Raw genomic sequence first — 15,017 nt, 5'->3', positions numbered from 1 at the left:
TTTGGGAGCGCGTTTGCCAAGGCGCCGGTAACCCAAACAGTGGACGACTTTTGCTCCGCCCAATGGCAGACTTTCTCACCGCCGTTGACATCAGTTCCAGAAAAGACCGTAGGCTTCCGAGTTATATTGACCGACCCCGCGAAAACTGCATGACCCATAGTCAGACTACCTTTTGACGGCTGTTCTTAAAATTGGGTTCGACCTATGGTTGGGTTTTGCGCAAAACTATGGGCAAGTAATGCAAAGTTATGCGCAAATTTCAATATTATGGGCACACCTACAAACCATCTAAAAATCAAGGTTTTCGACGCTCAGGGCATTTTGCTGGATGAACTCACGCCGGGGCTCGACGACGTCACCCATAAGCTTGGTGAACAGGTCATCCGCTTCAACCATGTCGTCCACACGCACCTGCAGAAGGGTCCGCGCATCCGGGTCAAGCGTGGTTTCCCACAACTGATCTGGGTTCATCTCACCCAGACCTTTGTAGCGTTGCAAAGACAAGCCCTTTTCGCCTTCTTCCAGAATGGCGCGCAGCAGGTCCAGAGGGCCGTGGATGACCTGCGACCGGTCGCGGCGGACCAGCGTGGCCGGGGTGTTGTAGACCTCTTGCAGGCTTTGCGTGAAGCTGCCGGTTTTGCGCGCCTCGCCCGAGCGCAGCATCGGGCCATCCAGCGTACGAACCTCTTCTACGCCGCGCAAGATACGGGCCAGACGGATGCCGTGGTCCTGGGTGATCCGGCCTTGCCAGCCGCGCTCGTATTCCAGCGCGATCAGGTCCAGACGGGCAGCAACCTTGTCGGCCACGCCTTGTAGGTCGGCATCGACGGCCCCTGGTACGAATGCTCCGGCAACTGCGGCCTGTTCCAGAATGTGACGCGGATAGTGGGTCGGGAAGGCGTCCAGTACGCGTTTCAGCTGACGTGCCTCATCAACCACACGGGTCAGATCCTGCCCGATAATCTCTTCGCCCGAGCCAAGTTTCAGCACGGCGCCTTCAACGCCCTGATTGATCAGGTAATCGTCCAAAGCGGCTTGGTCCTTCAGGTAAACCTCTGATTTACCACGTGAAACCTTATACAGCGGCGGCTGCGCGATATACAGGTACCCGCCCTCAATCAGTTCCGGCATCTGGCGGTAGAAGAAGGTCAGCAGCAACGTCCGAATATGCGCGCCATCCACGTCCGCGTCCGTCATGATGACAATCTTGTGGTAGCGCAGCTTTTCGATGTTGAACTCATCACGGCCAATACCGGTGCCCAGCGCCATTACGAGGTTACCGATCTCTTGGCTCGATAGCATCCGGTCAAACCGCGCGCGTTCCACGTTCAGGATTTTCCCGCGCAGGGGCAGAACGGCCTGAGTCAGCCGGTCGCGGCCCGTCTGGGCCGAACCTCCGGCCGAGTCCCCCTCGACGAGGAAAACTTCGGTCTTGGACGGGTCTTTCTCGGAACAATCTTTCAGCTTCCCGGCCAGATAGTTCACATCCATCGCTGTCTTGCGACGGGTCAGTTCGCGGGCTTTGCGGGCGGCTTCACGGGCCAGAGCAGCCTCGATGATCTTGCCAACGATCCCTTTGGCCTCGTTCGGGTTTTCCTCGAACCACTCGGCGAGCTTTTCGTTCATCAGACCTTCGACTGCCGGGCGCACTTCTGACGACACAAGCTTGTCCTTGGTCTGGGACGAGAATTTCGGGTCCGGCACTTTGACCGACAGCACACAGGTCAGACCTTCACGCGCGTCATCACCGGTGAAACTGACTTTTTCCTTTTTCGCAATCCCGCTGGACTGTGCGTAGTTGTTGATCGTCCGTGTCAGAGCACCGCGGAAACCAGCCACGTGCGTACCGCCGTCACGCTGCGGGATGTTGTTGGTGAAGGGCAGAACCGTCTCATGATAGCTGTCATTCCACCACATGGCGATTTCAACGCCGATATCATCGCGCTCACCCTTGATGTAAATGGGCTCCGGCATCGCCGGGGTTTTCGACCGGTCAAGGTATTTGACGAACTCCTTAACGCCACCTTCGTAGAACAGTTCGGTTTCCAACCGTTCGGCAGGGCGTTCGTCGATCAGAATGATCCGGACGCCCGAGTTCAGGAAGGCTAATTCGCGCAGACGTTTTTCCAGCGTTTCAAAAGAGTATTCCAGATTCGAAAACGTATCGGTCGAGGCCAGAAAGCGCACTTCAGTTCCCGTGCGGTCGCCGCATTCCTGGACCACCTTCAGGTGTTCGGCTGTCTCTCCGCCCTCAAAGCGCGCGACGTGTTCCTTGCCGTTGCGCCAGACGCGCAGCTCTAACCAGTCGGACAGGGCGTTCACCACCGAAACACCCACACCGTGCAGACCGCCAGACACCTTGTACGAGTTACTGTCGAACTTACCGCCCGCGTGCAGCTGGGTCATGATGACCTCGGCGGCGGAAACGCCCTCTTCGGGGTGAATATCAACCGGAATCCCACGACCGTTGTCGCTGACCGAAACACTGGAATCGGCGTGGATTTTCACGGTCACGTGGTCAGCGTGACCGGCCAGAGCCTCGTCAATTCCGTTATCGACAACCTCGTACACCATATGATGCAGACCCGAACCATCGTCCGTGTCACCGATATACATACCGGGGCGCTTACGAACTGCCTCCAAGCCTTTGAGAACTTTGATGGAATCAGCGCCGTATTCCTGGGGTGCCTGTGCGTCTTCGGACATGCCGTTCGTACCTATATTATTTTGGTAACTTATACGTTTTCTGGTGGGGATTGTCACGCGCTCCCCCAACATTTTGTGGCTCAGATTGGGGTTATTTGCCGATCACAGCCGATCCAGATCGGCGGCGATATCCGCAGCGATTTCTGCGGCGTTCACGTCATCGCGTTCCGCCGACAATCGCAGGCCCAGAAGGTCGGATTGATACCTTGCCGCAAGGCGATCCGGGTCGCGATCCGAGCTGATTTCGCCCTCTGCTTGCGCACGTCGAAACAGGTCAGAAAAACAGGCCTTCATCGCGATCATATGGGTGCGAGCCTGCCGCGCCAGATCGTGGTCCCTGGCCTGCAATTCCGCGTAGGTCTTAGACAACATGCAAGCCTTGGTCGGCGACCCGGATGCTTCGACCACCAAACGAGGCTGGGCCTTGAGCGCACCCAGTGATCCCAGGTCATCCGCCAGCACCTTCATGTTAGCCACTCCATCCTGCGCATAACGCTCCAGTGCCAGCGCATAGAGCGCATCTTTTGACCCGAACGCCGCGTAAAAGCTGCCTGGCTTCAGTTTCAACTCACGTTCCAGATCTTTCAACGACGTCCCAGCCCATCCGTGACGCCAGAAAATATCACGGGCCTGCGCAATCAGCGCATCTCGGTCATAGGCGGGTTTACGGGGCATCGTCTTCACCAATTCTTGAACGGTCACTCAAATATATACTTGAGCGATCACTCAAGAAACCCTAAATACGACTTACCGCGCCAGAAACAGGAGTTTTAAAATGGCCAACTTCCCGTCTCACGACCTCGAAACCGCCCCGGAGGGGTCCAAACCGCTACTCGAGAAATCTCAGGCTGCATTCGGTCGCCTGCCCGGCCTGCACAAAGTGATGGCGGAAAGCCCGCAGCACCTGGAAGGCTATCAGGTTCTGCACGGTCTCTTCATGCAAACCGATTTCGACAATGACGAAAAAACCGTCGTCTGGCAGACCATCAACGTGGAAAACGAATGCCACTACTGTGTCCCCGCCCACACCGGCATCGCCAAGATGATGAAGGTGTCCGACGAGATCACCGAGGCGCTGCGCAACGAAACCCCGCTGCCCTCGCCCAAGCTTGAGGCGCTGCGCACTTTCACCCTGCAAGTGATGGAAACTCGCGGCAACCCGACCGAGGAACAGTTGCAGACCTTCTTCGATGCCGGTTACTCACACCGCGCGGTTCTGGATGTGGTGCTGGGTCTGGCGCAGAAAACCATGTCGAACTACGTCAACCACATGGCCAAAACCCCGGTCGACGAAGTCATGCGTGGCTTCCTGTGGGAGCGTAAGGTCAGAGAACCTGCTTAACTGGTGACGACCGAGCCCTCATCGCCTTCGGTCACAATTAGCGTTTGGGCGCGGTCCCCCAATTCCGCAAACAGTTCAGGCCCGGTGCCCGTCATCCAGGCCTGAGCGCCCAGCGCGCAAATCTCATCATAAAGCGCCGCGCGCCGCCCGGCATCCAGATGCGCGGCCACCTCATCCAGCAAGACGATCGGAGGCGCGCCCACCATTCCGGCCAAAGCGCGGGCGTTGGACAGGATCAGTGAAACCAGCAGCGCCTTCTGCTCTCCGGTCGAACAATCCTTGGCCGGCACGCCCTTAGCGGCGAAAACGCCGTGCAGGTCCGACCGATGCGGTCCGACCAGCGTACGCCCTGCCGCCAGATCGCGGAACCGGCTTTCATTCAACGCCTCGCGCAGATCCTCGGCCGTTCCGGGCATCGCACCTTCGGTCTGCACCAATTCCAGATCGGCCGAGGGGAAAGCGGTTTCCGCGTGCTCCTGCGCCGTGCGCAGATGGTCCAACGCCGCCAACCGCCCGGCATGAATGCGTTGACCGGTCTCGGCCATCTGCCCCTCGAGCGCGGCATACCAATGGGCATCCCGCACCTGTTCTTTCAGCAGGCGGTTCCGTTCGCGCATGGATTTTTCATAGGTCAGGGACGCCTCAGCATGGGCAGGATCGAAACTCAGCACTATGCGGTCCAGAAACCGCCGCCGCCCCTCAGCCCCCTCGATCCACAACCGGTCCATCGAAGGGATCAGCCATACCACCCGCGCCAGTTTGCCCAATTCAATCTGACTGGACGCCTTTTCGTCTATCCGAACCTGACGCGCGGCGCCGCCTTCGGACCAGGTTTCGATCTCGTAGTTCTGCCCCTGCGCGTTCAAGAGGCCGGACAGCTTCCAGCCCAGCGCCTCGGGGCGGCGCGTCATCTCGGCTGCACTCGCCCGACGCATCCCGCGACCGGGTGAGAACAACGACACTGCTTCAAGGATGTTGGTCTTTCCCGCCCCGTTCGGCCCGTGAATGGCCACCGGTCGCCCATCCAGAGACAACCGGGCCAGCTTATGAGACCGAAAGTGCGAGACCGTAAGTTCGGTCAGGGCCAAGGTCATGACCCCTCCCTTCGTCTAATATCAGCCGCCCGCGATCAGACGCGCATCGGCATGACAACGTAAACTGCGCTTTGATCATTGCCTTCGCGCATCAGGGTCGGGTCACCTGCCGAGTTGAACAGGAAAACCGCGTTCTCACGGTCCACCTGCGAGGCAATCTCAAGCAGATACTTGGCGTTAAACCCGATCTCCAGCCGCTCGTCACCATAGGCCACGGCCAGCTCCTCCTCAGCCGCGCCGCTATCTGGTGCGTTCACCGACAGAACCAGCTTGTCTGCGTCAAGCTGCAGCTTCACTGCCCGCGAGCGTTCGGACGAAACGGTTGCGACCCGGTCGACTGCCTGCGCAAATTCCGCCGCATCCACTTCCAATTGGCGGGTGTTGCCCTGCGGAATCACCCGGGTGTAGTCGGGGAAAGTGCCGTCGATCACCTTCGAGGTCAGCGTGATGTCGGGTGTTGCAAAGCGCACTTTGGTTTCGCTGACCGAAACAGCGATATCCATCTCGTCATCGTCCAGCAGCTTGCGCAACTCACCCACGGTTTTACGCGGCACGATTACGCCCGGCATGTCTGCGGCCCCATCAGGCAAATCCGCATCAATGCGGGCCAGACGGTGCCCATCGGTCGCCACACAGCGCAGCACCTTGCCGCCGTCAGAGCCGTCGGCCACATGCATGTAAACGCCATTCAGGTAATAGCGTGTCTCTTCTGTTGAGATCGCAAATTTTGATTTGTCGAACAGCCGCCGCAGCAGCGCCGCCGAGGCGGTGAAGTTCGACTGATACTCCGAGGACGCCATCACCGGGAAATCCTCTTTCGGCAGCGTCGCCAGCGAAAAGTTCGACCGGCCTGCCTCGACCGTCAGGCGGCCCGCCGCGCTGTCAGCGGTCAAAGTGACCAACGCACCATCGGGCAGTTTGCGCACAATCTCGTGCAGGGTTGTCGCGGCGACCGTCGTCGCGCCCGCCTTTTCAACCTGCGCCGGGGCCTTGTCGACCACCTCGATATCCAGATCGGTCGCCCGGAACATCGCCTGGTCGCCTTCGGCCTCGATCAGCACGTTGGCAAGGATGGGAATGGTGTTGCGACGCTCCACAACAGATTGGGCCTGGGAAACGGCCTTGAGAAGGGTGCCGCGTTCGATGCTGATCTTCATACCCTCAATTCCTCTGACTTGCGTGCCGAATATGGGCGGGACTGGCACGTTAGCGGTTCCACCCTGAGGCACAAGGATTTTTTATGGTTTTCTGGGTCGGAATAGCCAATGCGTCAAGAGCCCCGTGGCCGCGCGGGCACAGTTCATGCGCTTCCGTGGAGAATTCCGCACAAGAAAACGCCCCGGCGTGAAGAACCAGGGCGCTTCCAGAGTGGTAGGGTGTAGTCTCAGGCTTCCAGCGCGCGACGCAACATTTCCACGTCTTCTGCGATCTGGCCGTCTGTGATTTTCAGCTCTTCAATGCGTTTGACACCATGCATAACCGTGGTGTGGTCACGCCCGCCAAAGCGACGGCCAATCTCGGGCAGGGACCGGCTGGTTAGCTGCTTACACAGATACATCGCCACCTGACGCGGACGGGCATAAGACCGCAGGCGTTTGGGACCGATGATATCCGACAGGCGGATGTTGTAGTAATCCGACACCTTACGCTGAATCTCTTCGACGGTGATCTTGCGCTCGGATGCGCGCAGCACGTCAGCCAGACAATCCTGCGTCAGCTCCATGTCGATCTCGCGCCCCACCAGCGAGGCAAAGGCGAACAGACGGGTCAGGGCGCCTTCCAGCACACGCACGTTGGTCGAAATGCGATGCGCCAAAAACTCTAGCACACCATCGGCGATCGTCAGATCAGGGTAGGTAGAGCTGTATTGCTGTACCTTGTTCTGCAGGATGCCCAAACGCAGTTCGTAGTCGGTCGGATGCAGGTCAACGACCAGACCGCATTGCAGGCGTGATTTAACGCGGTCTTCCAGATCCTTGATCTCTCCAGGCGCGCGATCGGCCGAGATAATGATCTGTTTATTCTGATCCACCAGCGCGTTGAACGTGTGAAAGAATTCTTCCTGAGTCGAATCCTTGCCGGCGATGAACTGCACGTCATCCACCATCAGCACATCGACCGAACGGAACAGGTGTTTGAAATCCATCATCCGGCGTTCGCGCAGGGCCTGCACAAAGCGGTACATGAATTGCTCGGCCGACAAGTACAGAACGTTCAACTCGGGGCGCTTGGTTTTCAGCTCCCACGCGATGGCGTGCATCAGGTGGGTTTTACCAAGACCAACGCCGCCATACAGAACCAGCGGGTTGAACGTGACGGGACCACCTTCGGACACACGGCGCGCGGCGGCATGGGCAAGCTCGTTGGGTTTGCCGACCACGAAAGTATCAAAGGTAAAACGGGCGTCGAGCGGCGCGGCTTGCAGGGATTCGAGCGCGTCATTTGCCGGCTCGGCCTGCTGCGACAAGGATTGAGGCTGAGGACTGTCCTGAATGTCCGTCGATGCGGCCACGGCTTGGGTTGACGGACGCGCGGGCGAATTTGCCGCGACGCGAAACGCCAGACGCTGAACCGTTTCACCTGCGGTATTCATTTCGTACAGAATCAAGTCCGCAAAGTTCTGGCTTACGTAATTGCCCATAAAGTTCGTTGGCACCGAGAACACAGCAACGCCATCCTGCACCTCTTGGAATTCCAGAGGTTCAATCCAGGTCGTGTAGTTGTTCTTGCCGATCGCTTTGAGCAGTTTGTTACGCAGTTGTCCCCATTTTTCTTGTGTCATTAAGCGCCTCACGCATCCCATTCTTTATTGGCCTGTCGGCCTTATTACTACGTCCGGTTGCCCGGCATTAAGCACTCACACGCAAAAGGGTACCCGTGCGCCAAACCAAATCAGTCAGGCGGGATTGTCCCCGAAAGTCAGCACAGCCTAACACGCAGGCACCCAACAGAAGGGCGCCCCAAATGCCGGGTGCGCATCGCAATCTAATTTTTCGACAGGGCTCAGATCTTCGGTAACCCAAAGACCATTTGCAGATCAGCAAACCGGTCGAGCCAGTTTGCCAACATTCGCTTCACAATCGTCCTGATGCCCGTCAGTCCGATCGATGAAACAGCCTGTCCCCCCAAGCGAGTGAATCGCTGACTCAGTGGTAACAAGAGGCCAATGCCTACGGCAACGAAACTCTGATATTGACTCGGGTCTTTGGCCGAAAGAATCTCTCAGTTTCTTGAAGGCGCGGCATTCCGGCAACAGCAGCAAAAAGGCGCCACGGATTGTGACGCCTTTGTAAACAATTCAGCCTTGTTTTGTTGACCTAAGGTCAACCTGAGCGCTTAGCCCAGCGCCTTTACGCGCGCCGACAGGCGCGACATTTTCCGCGATGCGGTGTTCTTGTGGAAGACGCCTTTGGTGACGCCGCGCATCAGTTCGGGCTGAGCAGCGCGCAAAGCAGCGGTTGCCGCGTCCTTGTCACCGGATGCGATCGCTTCTTCGACCTTGCGCAGATACGTACGGATGCGCGAACGGCGTGCTTTGTTGATTGCGAAGCGCTTTTCGTTCTGACGCGCGCGCTTTTTAGCTTGGGGCGAATTTGCCATGTGTTTCTGACCTTCGTTCGGTACGGTTATCTAGGGTTGCGCGCCACGGACATATCCGCACCGGATCAGAAATCACGAGTGTGAGTCGGGCCAAGCGGGCCGCACGCGCATGTATAGCGGCGCTATTTATCCAAGTTTGCAGGCTTTGCCAAGCTGATTCTTTGCCTGCGCATGGTGCCATGAAAAAGGCGGGCCTAGCCCGCCTGCTTCGGACGCTCGCGCGCTTTACTTGTCGCGGAACTGGGCCGCGCGTTTTTCGAGGAAGGCCGCCATGCCCTCTTTCTGGTCTTCAGTCGCGAACATCGAGTGGAACACGCGACGTTCAAACAGCAGCCCCTCGCTCAGCGTGACCTCGTAGCTGCGATTGACAGCTTCCTTTGCGGCCATAGCGCTCAGCTGTGATTTCTCAGCAATCTTCTGTGCGGCACCGACTGCTTCTTCCATCAACTTTTTGGCTGGAACAACGCGGCTGACCAGCCCGGCACGCTCGGCCTCTTCCGCGTCCATGAAACGCCCGGTCAGATTCATGTCCATCGACTTGGACTTACCAACAAAGCGCGTCAGACGCTGTGAGCCACCCAACCCGGCAATGACGCCCAGGTTGATCTCGGGTTGGCCGAACTTGGCCGTGTCAGCGGCAATGATAAAGTCACACATCATTGCCAATTCGCAACCACCGCCCAGCGCATATCCAGCAACGGCCGCGATGATTGGTTTGCGGATAGCATTGAACCGGTCGTTTACATCACCGAACAGATTTCCGTCGAACACGTCAACAAAACTCATCTCGGACATTTCCTTGATGTCCGCACCAGCAGCAAAGGCCTTGTCCGATCCGGTTATGACGATGCAGCGCACCTTGTCATTGGCATCCGCTTCTTCCAAAGCCGTGCACAGTTCCGAGATCAGTTGTGAGTTCAGCGCATTCAACGCGTCCGGTCTGTTGAGCTTGATAAGCCCGACGTGGTCTTCGATTTCGACGATGATCGTCTCAAAAGCCATGAGGTGTAAGCTTCCGGTTGTTCCGTTCAGATACGATTCCTTATCACGCGAGAACGCTGGATCAAGCTATCTTTGGCATTGCGCGCAATAGAAGGATGAGCGACCGGACTGGGTGATTCTTTTCACCTCTGCCTCACAGCCTTCAGTCCGGCATGGCTCACCTTCACGGCCATAGACATCAAAGCTGTGCTGAAAATATCCAAGTTCTCCATCAGCTTGGCGAAAATCTCGCAGGGATGAGCCACCCGCCTGGATCGCGTCTTTCAGCACCTGCCGGATGATCGGAACCAGTGCAGCAACCCGGGCCGCAGAAATCTGTCCGGCTTTGCGACGTGGCGACACACCTGCGCGATAAAGAGCCTCGCACACATAGATATTGCCCAATCCGGCAACGATTCCCTGATCCAGCAGCGCGGATTTCACCGGAGTGTTCTTGCCTCGGAGTGCATCTACCAGGTGTTGCTCGTGGAAATCATTGCCCAAAGGCTCGGGCCCCAGAACCGCCAGCAGTTTATGTTCTTCGGCCTTGTCAGTCAGCATCAGATCCATCGCGCCAAACCGGCGCGGATCGTTGAAGGTGACTCGCGCGCCGTTAGCCATGTGGAACACAACATGATCGTGTTTCTCGGGCATCGGATGATCGTGCACAAACTGCCCTAACGGATCACCCGAAACTGTCATCCGTCCCGACATACCCAGATGGATTAACAAGGTCTCGCCACTACTGAGATCGGCAAGGATGTATTTCGACCGCCGCCGCAACCGATCCACTCGCTGTCCCGTCAAACGTTCAGCCATGCGTTCGGGGAAGGGCCAGCGAAGGTCGGGGCGGTTCACCTCTGCCCGTTCGATCACCACGCCTTCCATTGCAGGCGTCAACCCGCGGCGGACCGTTTCAACTTCGGGAAGCTCAGGCATGCGCTCTCCTGATTTGCTGCAAGCGCGTTTTCAAGCGCCAGCACCATTTCGTCATGTCCGGTCACATATTTCAGAATTCGCGCCGTCTTCCCATCGGAAAAGCGCAAAACATAGTTACCGTTGTGCCTGAGACTAATTTTGGTGAGCTTCTTCAGATCATAGCACCGCCGCTGAAACAAAGGACCCATTGTCACAAGTTCAGCTCCGTCGATCGAGATGGAATTGGCGAGGTGAAAGACCAAAGTGTATAGGCCCAACAGCATGACCCCAAGCTTGATCCAAACGATCACCTCAGGATTTTGGAATGGCAGAATGTCATCTCCCCCTGCCAGTTCGGGTCGCACAAAGCTGATGTAAAAAAGCACGATCACAACCAATGCCGTCAGTACAATCACCCCCGGCGTTGCCCGAAAGGTCAATCGTGTCAGCGATTGCTGCGCGGGCAGCTCGCTGCCAGCCCTGGACATTGATTCCATCAGGATGTCATTTGGGAAATGCCTCTCTGCCGCATCCAGCTTGCCGCCCAGCCCCTCTGCTCGGCCAACCCTTAGAAAAGTGCGAACGACCGCCCCCACGCGCCACGCGATAAAGAGAAACGCCAGAACCGTTACAAACAGACCTGTCAAAATGAAAACTCCACCGGATTCGAAAAAATATATAAAAACCGGTCTCCGTATTACCCCACGACTAAGGAAAATCTGTGGCGTAGCAGTCAATTCGCCGCCCCCTGCTACCTTTTCGCGCGATTGTCTTCCCAGCGCTGAGGCCTATAAGGATGAGCAACACAGACAGAGGCATCCCTTTCATGTCCGACACCAACGACAAGACCACCCATTTTGGGTTTGAAACAGTGCGCGAGGCCGACAAGGCCGGGCGTGTGCAGGGCGTGTTTAACTCGGTCGCTTCGAAATACGATGTTATGAACGATGTCATGTCGATGGGCATCCACCGGGTCTGGAAAGACGCGATGATGGATTGGCTGGCCCCTCGCCCCGGTCAGCGCCTACTGGATGTGGCGGGCGGAACCGGCGATATTTCGTTCGGTTTCCTCAAACGCGCGGGCCACGGTCACGCCACCGTTCTGGACCTGACCGAGCCGATGCTGATCGAAGGCCGCCAGCGCGCCGAGGCTGACCAGATGTCCGACAGCCTGAACTGGGTGGTCGGCGACGCCATGGCCCTGCCCTTCGAGGACAATACCTTCGACGTCTACACGATCTCGTTCGGCATCCGTAACGTGACCCGCCCGCAAGAAGCGTTAAACGAAGCCTACCGCGTTTTGAAACCCGGCGGACGCCTGATGGTGCTGGAGTTCAGCCAGTTGCCCAATGACGGACTGCAGAAGCTGTATGACCTCTACAGTTTCAACGTCATCCCGCGCATGGGTAAGCTGATCGCCAATGATTACGACAGCTATCAGTACCTCGTGGAATCGATCCGCAAGTTCCCGGATCAGGAAACATTCCTGAACATGATCCGCACGGCCGGATTTGAAAACGCCAAGTACCGCAACCTCAGCATGGGCATCGCCGCGCTGCATTCCGGCTGGAAGATCTAATGCGCGGCCCTCACAACATCATCCGCCTGATCCGTACGGGCGCCACGCTAGAGCGCACGGGCGCCATGAATGTGGTGCTGGACGCATTTGAAGCCCCGCGCGCTTTGCGCTTTGTGGCGCACGCGTTAGGCAAACCATTCCAATGGCTTGGTTACAAAGGCGACCCTAATATGCCGCCGGCTACGCGGGCGCTAACCGCCTTGGGCCCGGCCTATATCAAGTTTGGCCAGATCCTTTCGACCCGACCCGACGTGGTCGGTGCCGAACTTGCGGCGCAACTGCGCGTATTGCAGGACAAGCTGCCGCCCTTTTCCCGCGCCGAAGCCATGGCCGAGGTTGAAAAAGAGCTTGGCCAGCCCGTCGGCGAAATCTTCGAAGAGTTCAGCGAGCCGATCGCAGCCGCTTCGATTGCGCAAGTCCACAAGGCTCGGCTGGTCAGCACGGGGGAATATGTCGCTGTCAAAGTGCTGCGGCCAGGCATTGAGCGCGCTTTTCGCAAGGATGTCGACGCCTTCTATTTCGCCGCCCGCATCATCGACCTGTTCGCTCCGGGCGCGCGCCGACTGCGCCCAATGGACGTGATCGAACATTTTGACGGCGTTGTCCGCGGCGAGCTGGACCTGCGTCTGGAAAGCGCTGCGGCCTCGGAATATGCTGCCAATACCAAGGACGATGCCGGGTTTTGGCTGCCTCCAGTTGTGTGGTCCCTGTCGGCGCGTCGGGTGATGACGCTCAGCTGGGCGGACGGCATTCCACTGGGCGACAACGAAGCGCTGGATGCCGCTGGTCATAACCGCCGTGATCTGGCGGAACGCGTGCTACGCCTGTTTTTGCTGCATGCCCTGCGCGACGGCTATTTCCACGCCGACATGCACCAAGGCAACCTGAAAGTCGCCGCCAATGGCGATATCATTGCCTATGACTACGGCATCATGGGTCATATCGACGAATACACCCGCCGGGTCTATGCCGAGATTCTTTTTGGCTTTATCCGCCGCGACTACAAACGCGTGGCCGAGGTTCATTTCGAGGCCGGCTATGTGCCCGCCAACCGGGATGTCGACGAATTCGCCCGCGCGCTTCGCGCCGTGGGCGAGCCCATCTTTGGCATGGACGCCTCTCATATCTCGATGGGCCGGTTGCTCAACTACCTCTTTGAGGTCACCGAACGTTTCGGCATGGAAACCCGCACCGAACTGATCCTGCTGCAACGTACAATGGTCGTGGTCGAAGGCGTTGCCCGCTCGCTCGACCCGCATATGAACATTTGGGAAGTCGCCCGCCCGGTGGTCGAGGACTATATTAAGCAGTCCATCGGCCCCCGCGCAGCACTGCGCGACTTTAGCAAAACCGCCTGGGTTCTTGCTCGCTTCGGTCCCCGTCTGCCGGGATTGGTCGAAAACGCCCTGATTGCTCAAACGCAAAAAGAAGAACCTCAGAAATCAAGCCTATGGTCCACGGCGCTTCCCGCCACCATTGGCGCTGCAACAGGCGCTGCATTGGTCATACTGCTCAACGCACTCCGTTAAGACCCGCCTGCTTCATCTGGCTAAAAATATCTTCGGGGGGAATCGCGCGCACGCGCGATGGGGGGCAGACAGCCCCCCTGCCCGGGTCGGGCTCAGAGACGCTCGATGGCAATGGCAATCCCTTGCCCGCCGCCAATGCACATTGTCACCAGGCCTTTGGACCCACCCGTCCGTTCCAACTCGTACAGCGCCTTGAGAGTGATAATCGCCCCAGTTGCGCCGACCGGGTGCCCCAAGGCGATCGCACCCCCATTCGGGTTTACCTTGGCCGCATCCAGTCCAAGCTCTTGATTCACAGCCAGAGCTTGCGCTGCGAAAGCTTCATTGCTCTCGATCACGTCAAAATCGTCCACAGACAAGCCCGTCTTTTTCATCAGGTTCTGCACCGCCGGAATTGGTCCGATCCCCATCACTTCGGGTCGAACACCCGCATGCGCATAACCCAGAATGCGCGCCTTGGGTTTCAACCCGGCTTTCTCGGCCGCGTCCGCCGTCGCCAAGACCATCGCTGCGGCGCCATCGTTAATGCCCGATGCGTTGCCCGCTGTCACACGGCCATCTTTTTTGAACACTGGCCGCAACCCGGCCAAAGCGTCTATAGTCGTAGCTTTCGGATGCTCATCGACTTTGAAATCGACCATGTCCCGTTTGACCTTGATCTGAACCGGAGTGATCTGACTGTCGAAATACCCAGCCTCAATCGCCGCCGCCGCACGGGTCTGGCTGGTCATCGCAAATTCATCCATCTGCTCACGGCTGATCTGATGTTCGTCGGCAACGTTTTCGGCAGTCACGCCCATGTGGCCGGTTCCAAACGGACAATTCAACGCCCCAAGCATCATATCCAGTGAGGAAACGTCTCCCATTTTCGCGCCCCAACGCGCCTGCGGCACGATATACGGGCTGCGCGACATGCTCTCGGCACCACCCGCTACTGCAAAATCCGCATCCCCCAGCATCAGCGACTGCATCGCCGAGACAATCGCCTGCGCACCCGAGCCACACAGCCGGTTCACATTCATTGCCGGCGTACCATTGGGAATTCCCGCCTGCATTGCCGCAACACGCGACAGGTACATATCGCGCGGCTCGGTGTTGATCACATGACCAAAGACCACATGCCCGATCTGCGCACCCTCAACGCCCGAGCGCTCCAGCGCGGCTTCTGTGGCGACGGCCGCAAGATCAATGGGTGCGGTCGACGACAGTGCTCCGCCAAAGGTTCCAATTGCAGTGCGCGCACCGTCCAGCAATACGATATCAGTCAT

The 15,017-nt window shown here is 58.0% G+C and carries 13 protein-coding genes; 3 read left to right on the top strand and 10 right to left on the bottom strand.

Annotated features, from left to right (window positions below; all coding sequences use genetic code 11):
- Window positions 1–288: 288 nt before the first annotated feature.
- Window positions 289–2,706, bottom strand: a complete 2,418-nt coding sequence (gene gyrB, locus ACR0LN_RS17470) for a DNA topoisomerase (ATP-hydrolyzing) subunit B (RefSeq protein ID WP_480431445.1) — start codon at window positions 2,704–2,706, stop codon at window positions 289–291.
- Window positions 2,707–2,808: 102 nt separating this feature from the next.
- The gene (locus tag ACR0LN_RS17465; RefSeq protein ID WP_480431443.1) at window positions 2,809–3,381 is read right to left on the bottom strand and encodes a TetR/AcrR family transcriptional regulator; all 573 of its coding nucleotides are present in this window, start codon (window positions 3,379–3,381) and stop codon (window positions 2,809–2,811) included.
- A gap of 100 nt (window positions 3,382–3,481) precedes the next feature.
- On the opposite strand from ACR0LN_RS17465, the gene ACR0LN_RS17460 reads away from it, so the two are divergent.
- Window positions 3,482–4,048, top strand: a complete 567-nt coding sequence (locus ACR0LN_RS17460; protein ID WP_480431442.1) for a carboxymuconolactone decarboxylase family protein — start codon at window positions 3,482–3,484, stop codon at window positions 4,046–4,048.
- Here the strand turns inward: ACR0LN_RS17460 and recF are convergent.
- The 7 genes from recF to ACR0LN_RS17425 all read right to left on the bottom strand — a co-directional run bounded on the left by recF (window position 4,045) and on the right by ACR0LN_RS17425 (window position 11,288).
- Window positions 4,045–5,142, bottom strand: a complete 1,098-nt coding sequence (gene recF / locus ACR0LN_RS17455) for a DNA replication/repair protein RecF (protein WP_480431440.1) — start codon at window positions 5,140–5,142, stop codon at window positions 4,045–4,047. The genes ACR0LN_RS17460 and recF overlap by 4 nt on opposite strands.
- A gap of 35 nt (window positions 5,143–5,177) precedes the next feature.
- Window positions 5,178–6,299, bottom strand: coding sequence for a DNA polymerase III subunit beta (gene dnaN / locus ACR0LN_RS17450; protein WP_480431439.1), 1,122 nt, complete (start codon window positions 6,297–6,299; stop codon window positions 5,178–5,180).
- 227 nt (window positions 6,300–6,526) lie between these two features.
- Complete coding sequence (gene dnaA, locus ACR0LN_RS17445; RefSeq protein ID WP_480431437.1) at window positions 6,527–7,924, bottom strand: chromosomal replication initiator protein DnaA; 1,398 nt, start codon at window positions 7,922–7,924, stop codon at window positions 6,527–6,529.
- Window positions 7,925–8,478: 554 nt separating this feature from the next.
- On the bottom strand, window positions 8,479–8,742 hold the full coding sequence (gene rpsT, locus ACR0LN_RS17440; RefSeq protein WP_170351928.1) for a 30S ribosomal protein S20: 264 nt from the start codon (window positions 8,740–8,742) through the stop codon (window positions 8,479–8,481).
- A gap of 225 nt (window positions 8,743–8,967) precedes the next feature.
- Complete coding sequence (locus ACR0LN_RS17435; RefSeq protein ID WP_480431435.1) at window positions 8,968–9,744, bottom strand: enoyl-CoA hydratase; 777 nt, start codon at window positions 9,742–9,744, stop codon at window positions 8,968–8,970.
- Between the two features lie 66 nt (window positions 9,745–9,810).
- Window positions 9,811–10,662 carry a bifunctional DNA-formamidopyrimidine glycosylase/DNA-(apurinic or apyrimidinic site) lyase gene (mutM, locus tag ACR0LN_RS17430; RefSeq protein WP_480431434.1) on the bottom strand — a complete coding sequence of 284 codons (852 nt, stop codon included), beginning with the start codon at window positions 10,660–10,662 and terminating at the stop codon, window positions 9,811–9,813.
- Window positions 10,620–11,288: a hypothetical protein gene (locus tag ACR0LN_RS17425; RefSeq protein ID WP_480431432.1), complete on the bottom strand. Its 669-nt coding sequence runs from the start codon at window positions 11,286–11,288 to the stop codon at window positions 10,620–10,622. The genes mutM and ACR0LN_RS17425 overlap by 43 nt, the downstream gene beginning before the upstream one ends.
- A 179-nt stretch (window positions 11,289–11,467) precedes the next feature.
- Here ACR0LN_RS17425 and ubiE point away from each other — a divergent pair, with 179 nt between their 5' ends.
- The gene (ubiE, locus tag ACR0LN_RS17420) at window positions 11,468–12,220 is read left to right on the top strand and encodes a bifunctional demethylmenaquinone methyltransferase/2-methoxy-6-polyprenyl-1,4-benzoquinol methylase UbiE (protein ID WP_480431458.1); all 753 of its coding nucleotides are present in this window, start codon (window positions 11,468–11,470) and stop codon (window positions 12,218–12,220) included.
- Window positions 12,220–13,749, top strand: coding sequence for a 2-polyprenylphenol 6-hydroxylase (gene ubiB / locus ACR0LN_RS17415; protein WP_480431430.1), 1,530 nt, complete (start codon window positions 12,220–12,222; stop codon window positions 13,747–13,749). Before ubiE ends, ubiB begins: the two co-directional genes overlap by 1 nt.
- Window positions 13,750–13,841: 92 nt before the next feature.
- On the opposite strand, the gene ACR0LN_RS17410 is transcribed toward ubiB, so the two are convergent.
- A complete protein-coding gene (locus tag ACR0LN_RS17410; protein WP_480431429.1) occupies window positions 13,842–15,017 on the bottom strand; it encodes an acetyl-CoA C-acyltransferase family protein in 1,176 nt (391 codons plus the stop codon).

Source organism: Ruegeria sp. AA6 (assembly GCF_056542865.1).
Note: the sequence above shows the minus strand (reverse complement) of the source record. Positions and strands in the feature narration are given on the sequence as shown.

What these genes read in the sequence shown, in the direction of transcription:
- gyrB (WP_480431445.1), bottom strand. Translation starts at nt 2,706, where the DNA reads ATGTCCGAAGACGCACAGGCACCCCAGGAATACGGCGCTGATTCCATC.
- ACR0LN_RS17465 (WP_480431443.1), bottom strand. Translation starts at nt 3,381, where the DNA reads ATGCCCCGTAAACCCGCCTATGACCGAGATGCGCTGATTGCGCAGGCC.
- ACR0LN_RS17460 (WP_480431442.1), top strand. Translation starts at nt 3,482, where the DNA reads ATGGCCAACTTCCCGTCTCACGACCTCGAAACCGCCCCGGAGGGGTCC.
- recF (WP_480431440.1), bottom strand. Translation starts at nt 5,142, where the DNA reads ATGACCTTGGCCCTGACCGAACTTACGGTCTCGCACTTTCGGTCTCAT.
- dnaN (WP_480431439.1), bottom strand. Translation starts at nt 6,299, where the DNA reads ATGAAGATCAGCATCGAACGCGGCACCCTTCTCAAGGCCGTTTCCCAG.
- dnaA (WP_480431437.1), bottom strand. Translation starts at nt 7,924, where the DNA reads ATGACACAAGAAAAATGGGGACAACTGCGTAACAAACTGCTCAAAGCG.
- rpsT (WP_170351928.1), bottom strand. Translation starts at nt 8,742, where the DNA reads ATGGCAAATTCGCCCCAAGCTAAAAAGCGCGCGCGTCAGAACGAAAAG.
- ACR0LN_RS17435 (WP_480431435.1), bottom strand. Translation starts at nt 9,744, where the DNA reads ATGGCTTTTGAGACGATCATCGTCGAAATCGAAGACCACGTCGGGCTT.
- mutM (WP_480431434.1), bottom strand. Translation starts at nt 10,662, where the DNA reads ATGCCTGAGCTTCCCGAAGTTGAAACGGTCCGCCGCGGGTTGACGCCT.
- ubiE (WP_480431458.1), top strand. Translation starts at nt 11,468, where the DNA reads ATGTCCGACACCAACGACAAGACCACCCATTTTGGGTTTGAAACAGTG.
- ubiB (WP_480431430.1), top strand. Translation starts at nt 12,220, where the DNA reads ATGCGCGGCCCTCACAACATCATCCGCCTGATCCGTACGGGCGCCACG.
- ACR0LN_RS17410 (WP_480431429.1), bottom strand. Translation starts at nt 15,017, where the DNA reads ATGACTGATATCGTATTGCTGGACGGTGCGCGCACTGCAATTGGAACC.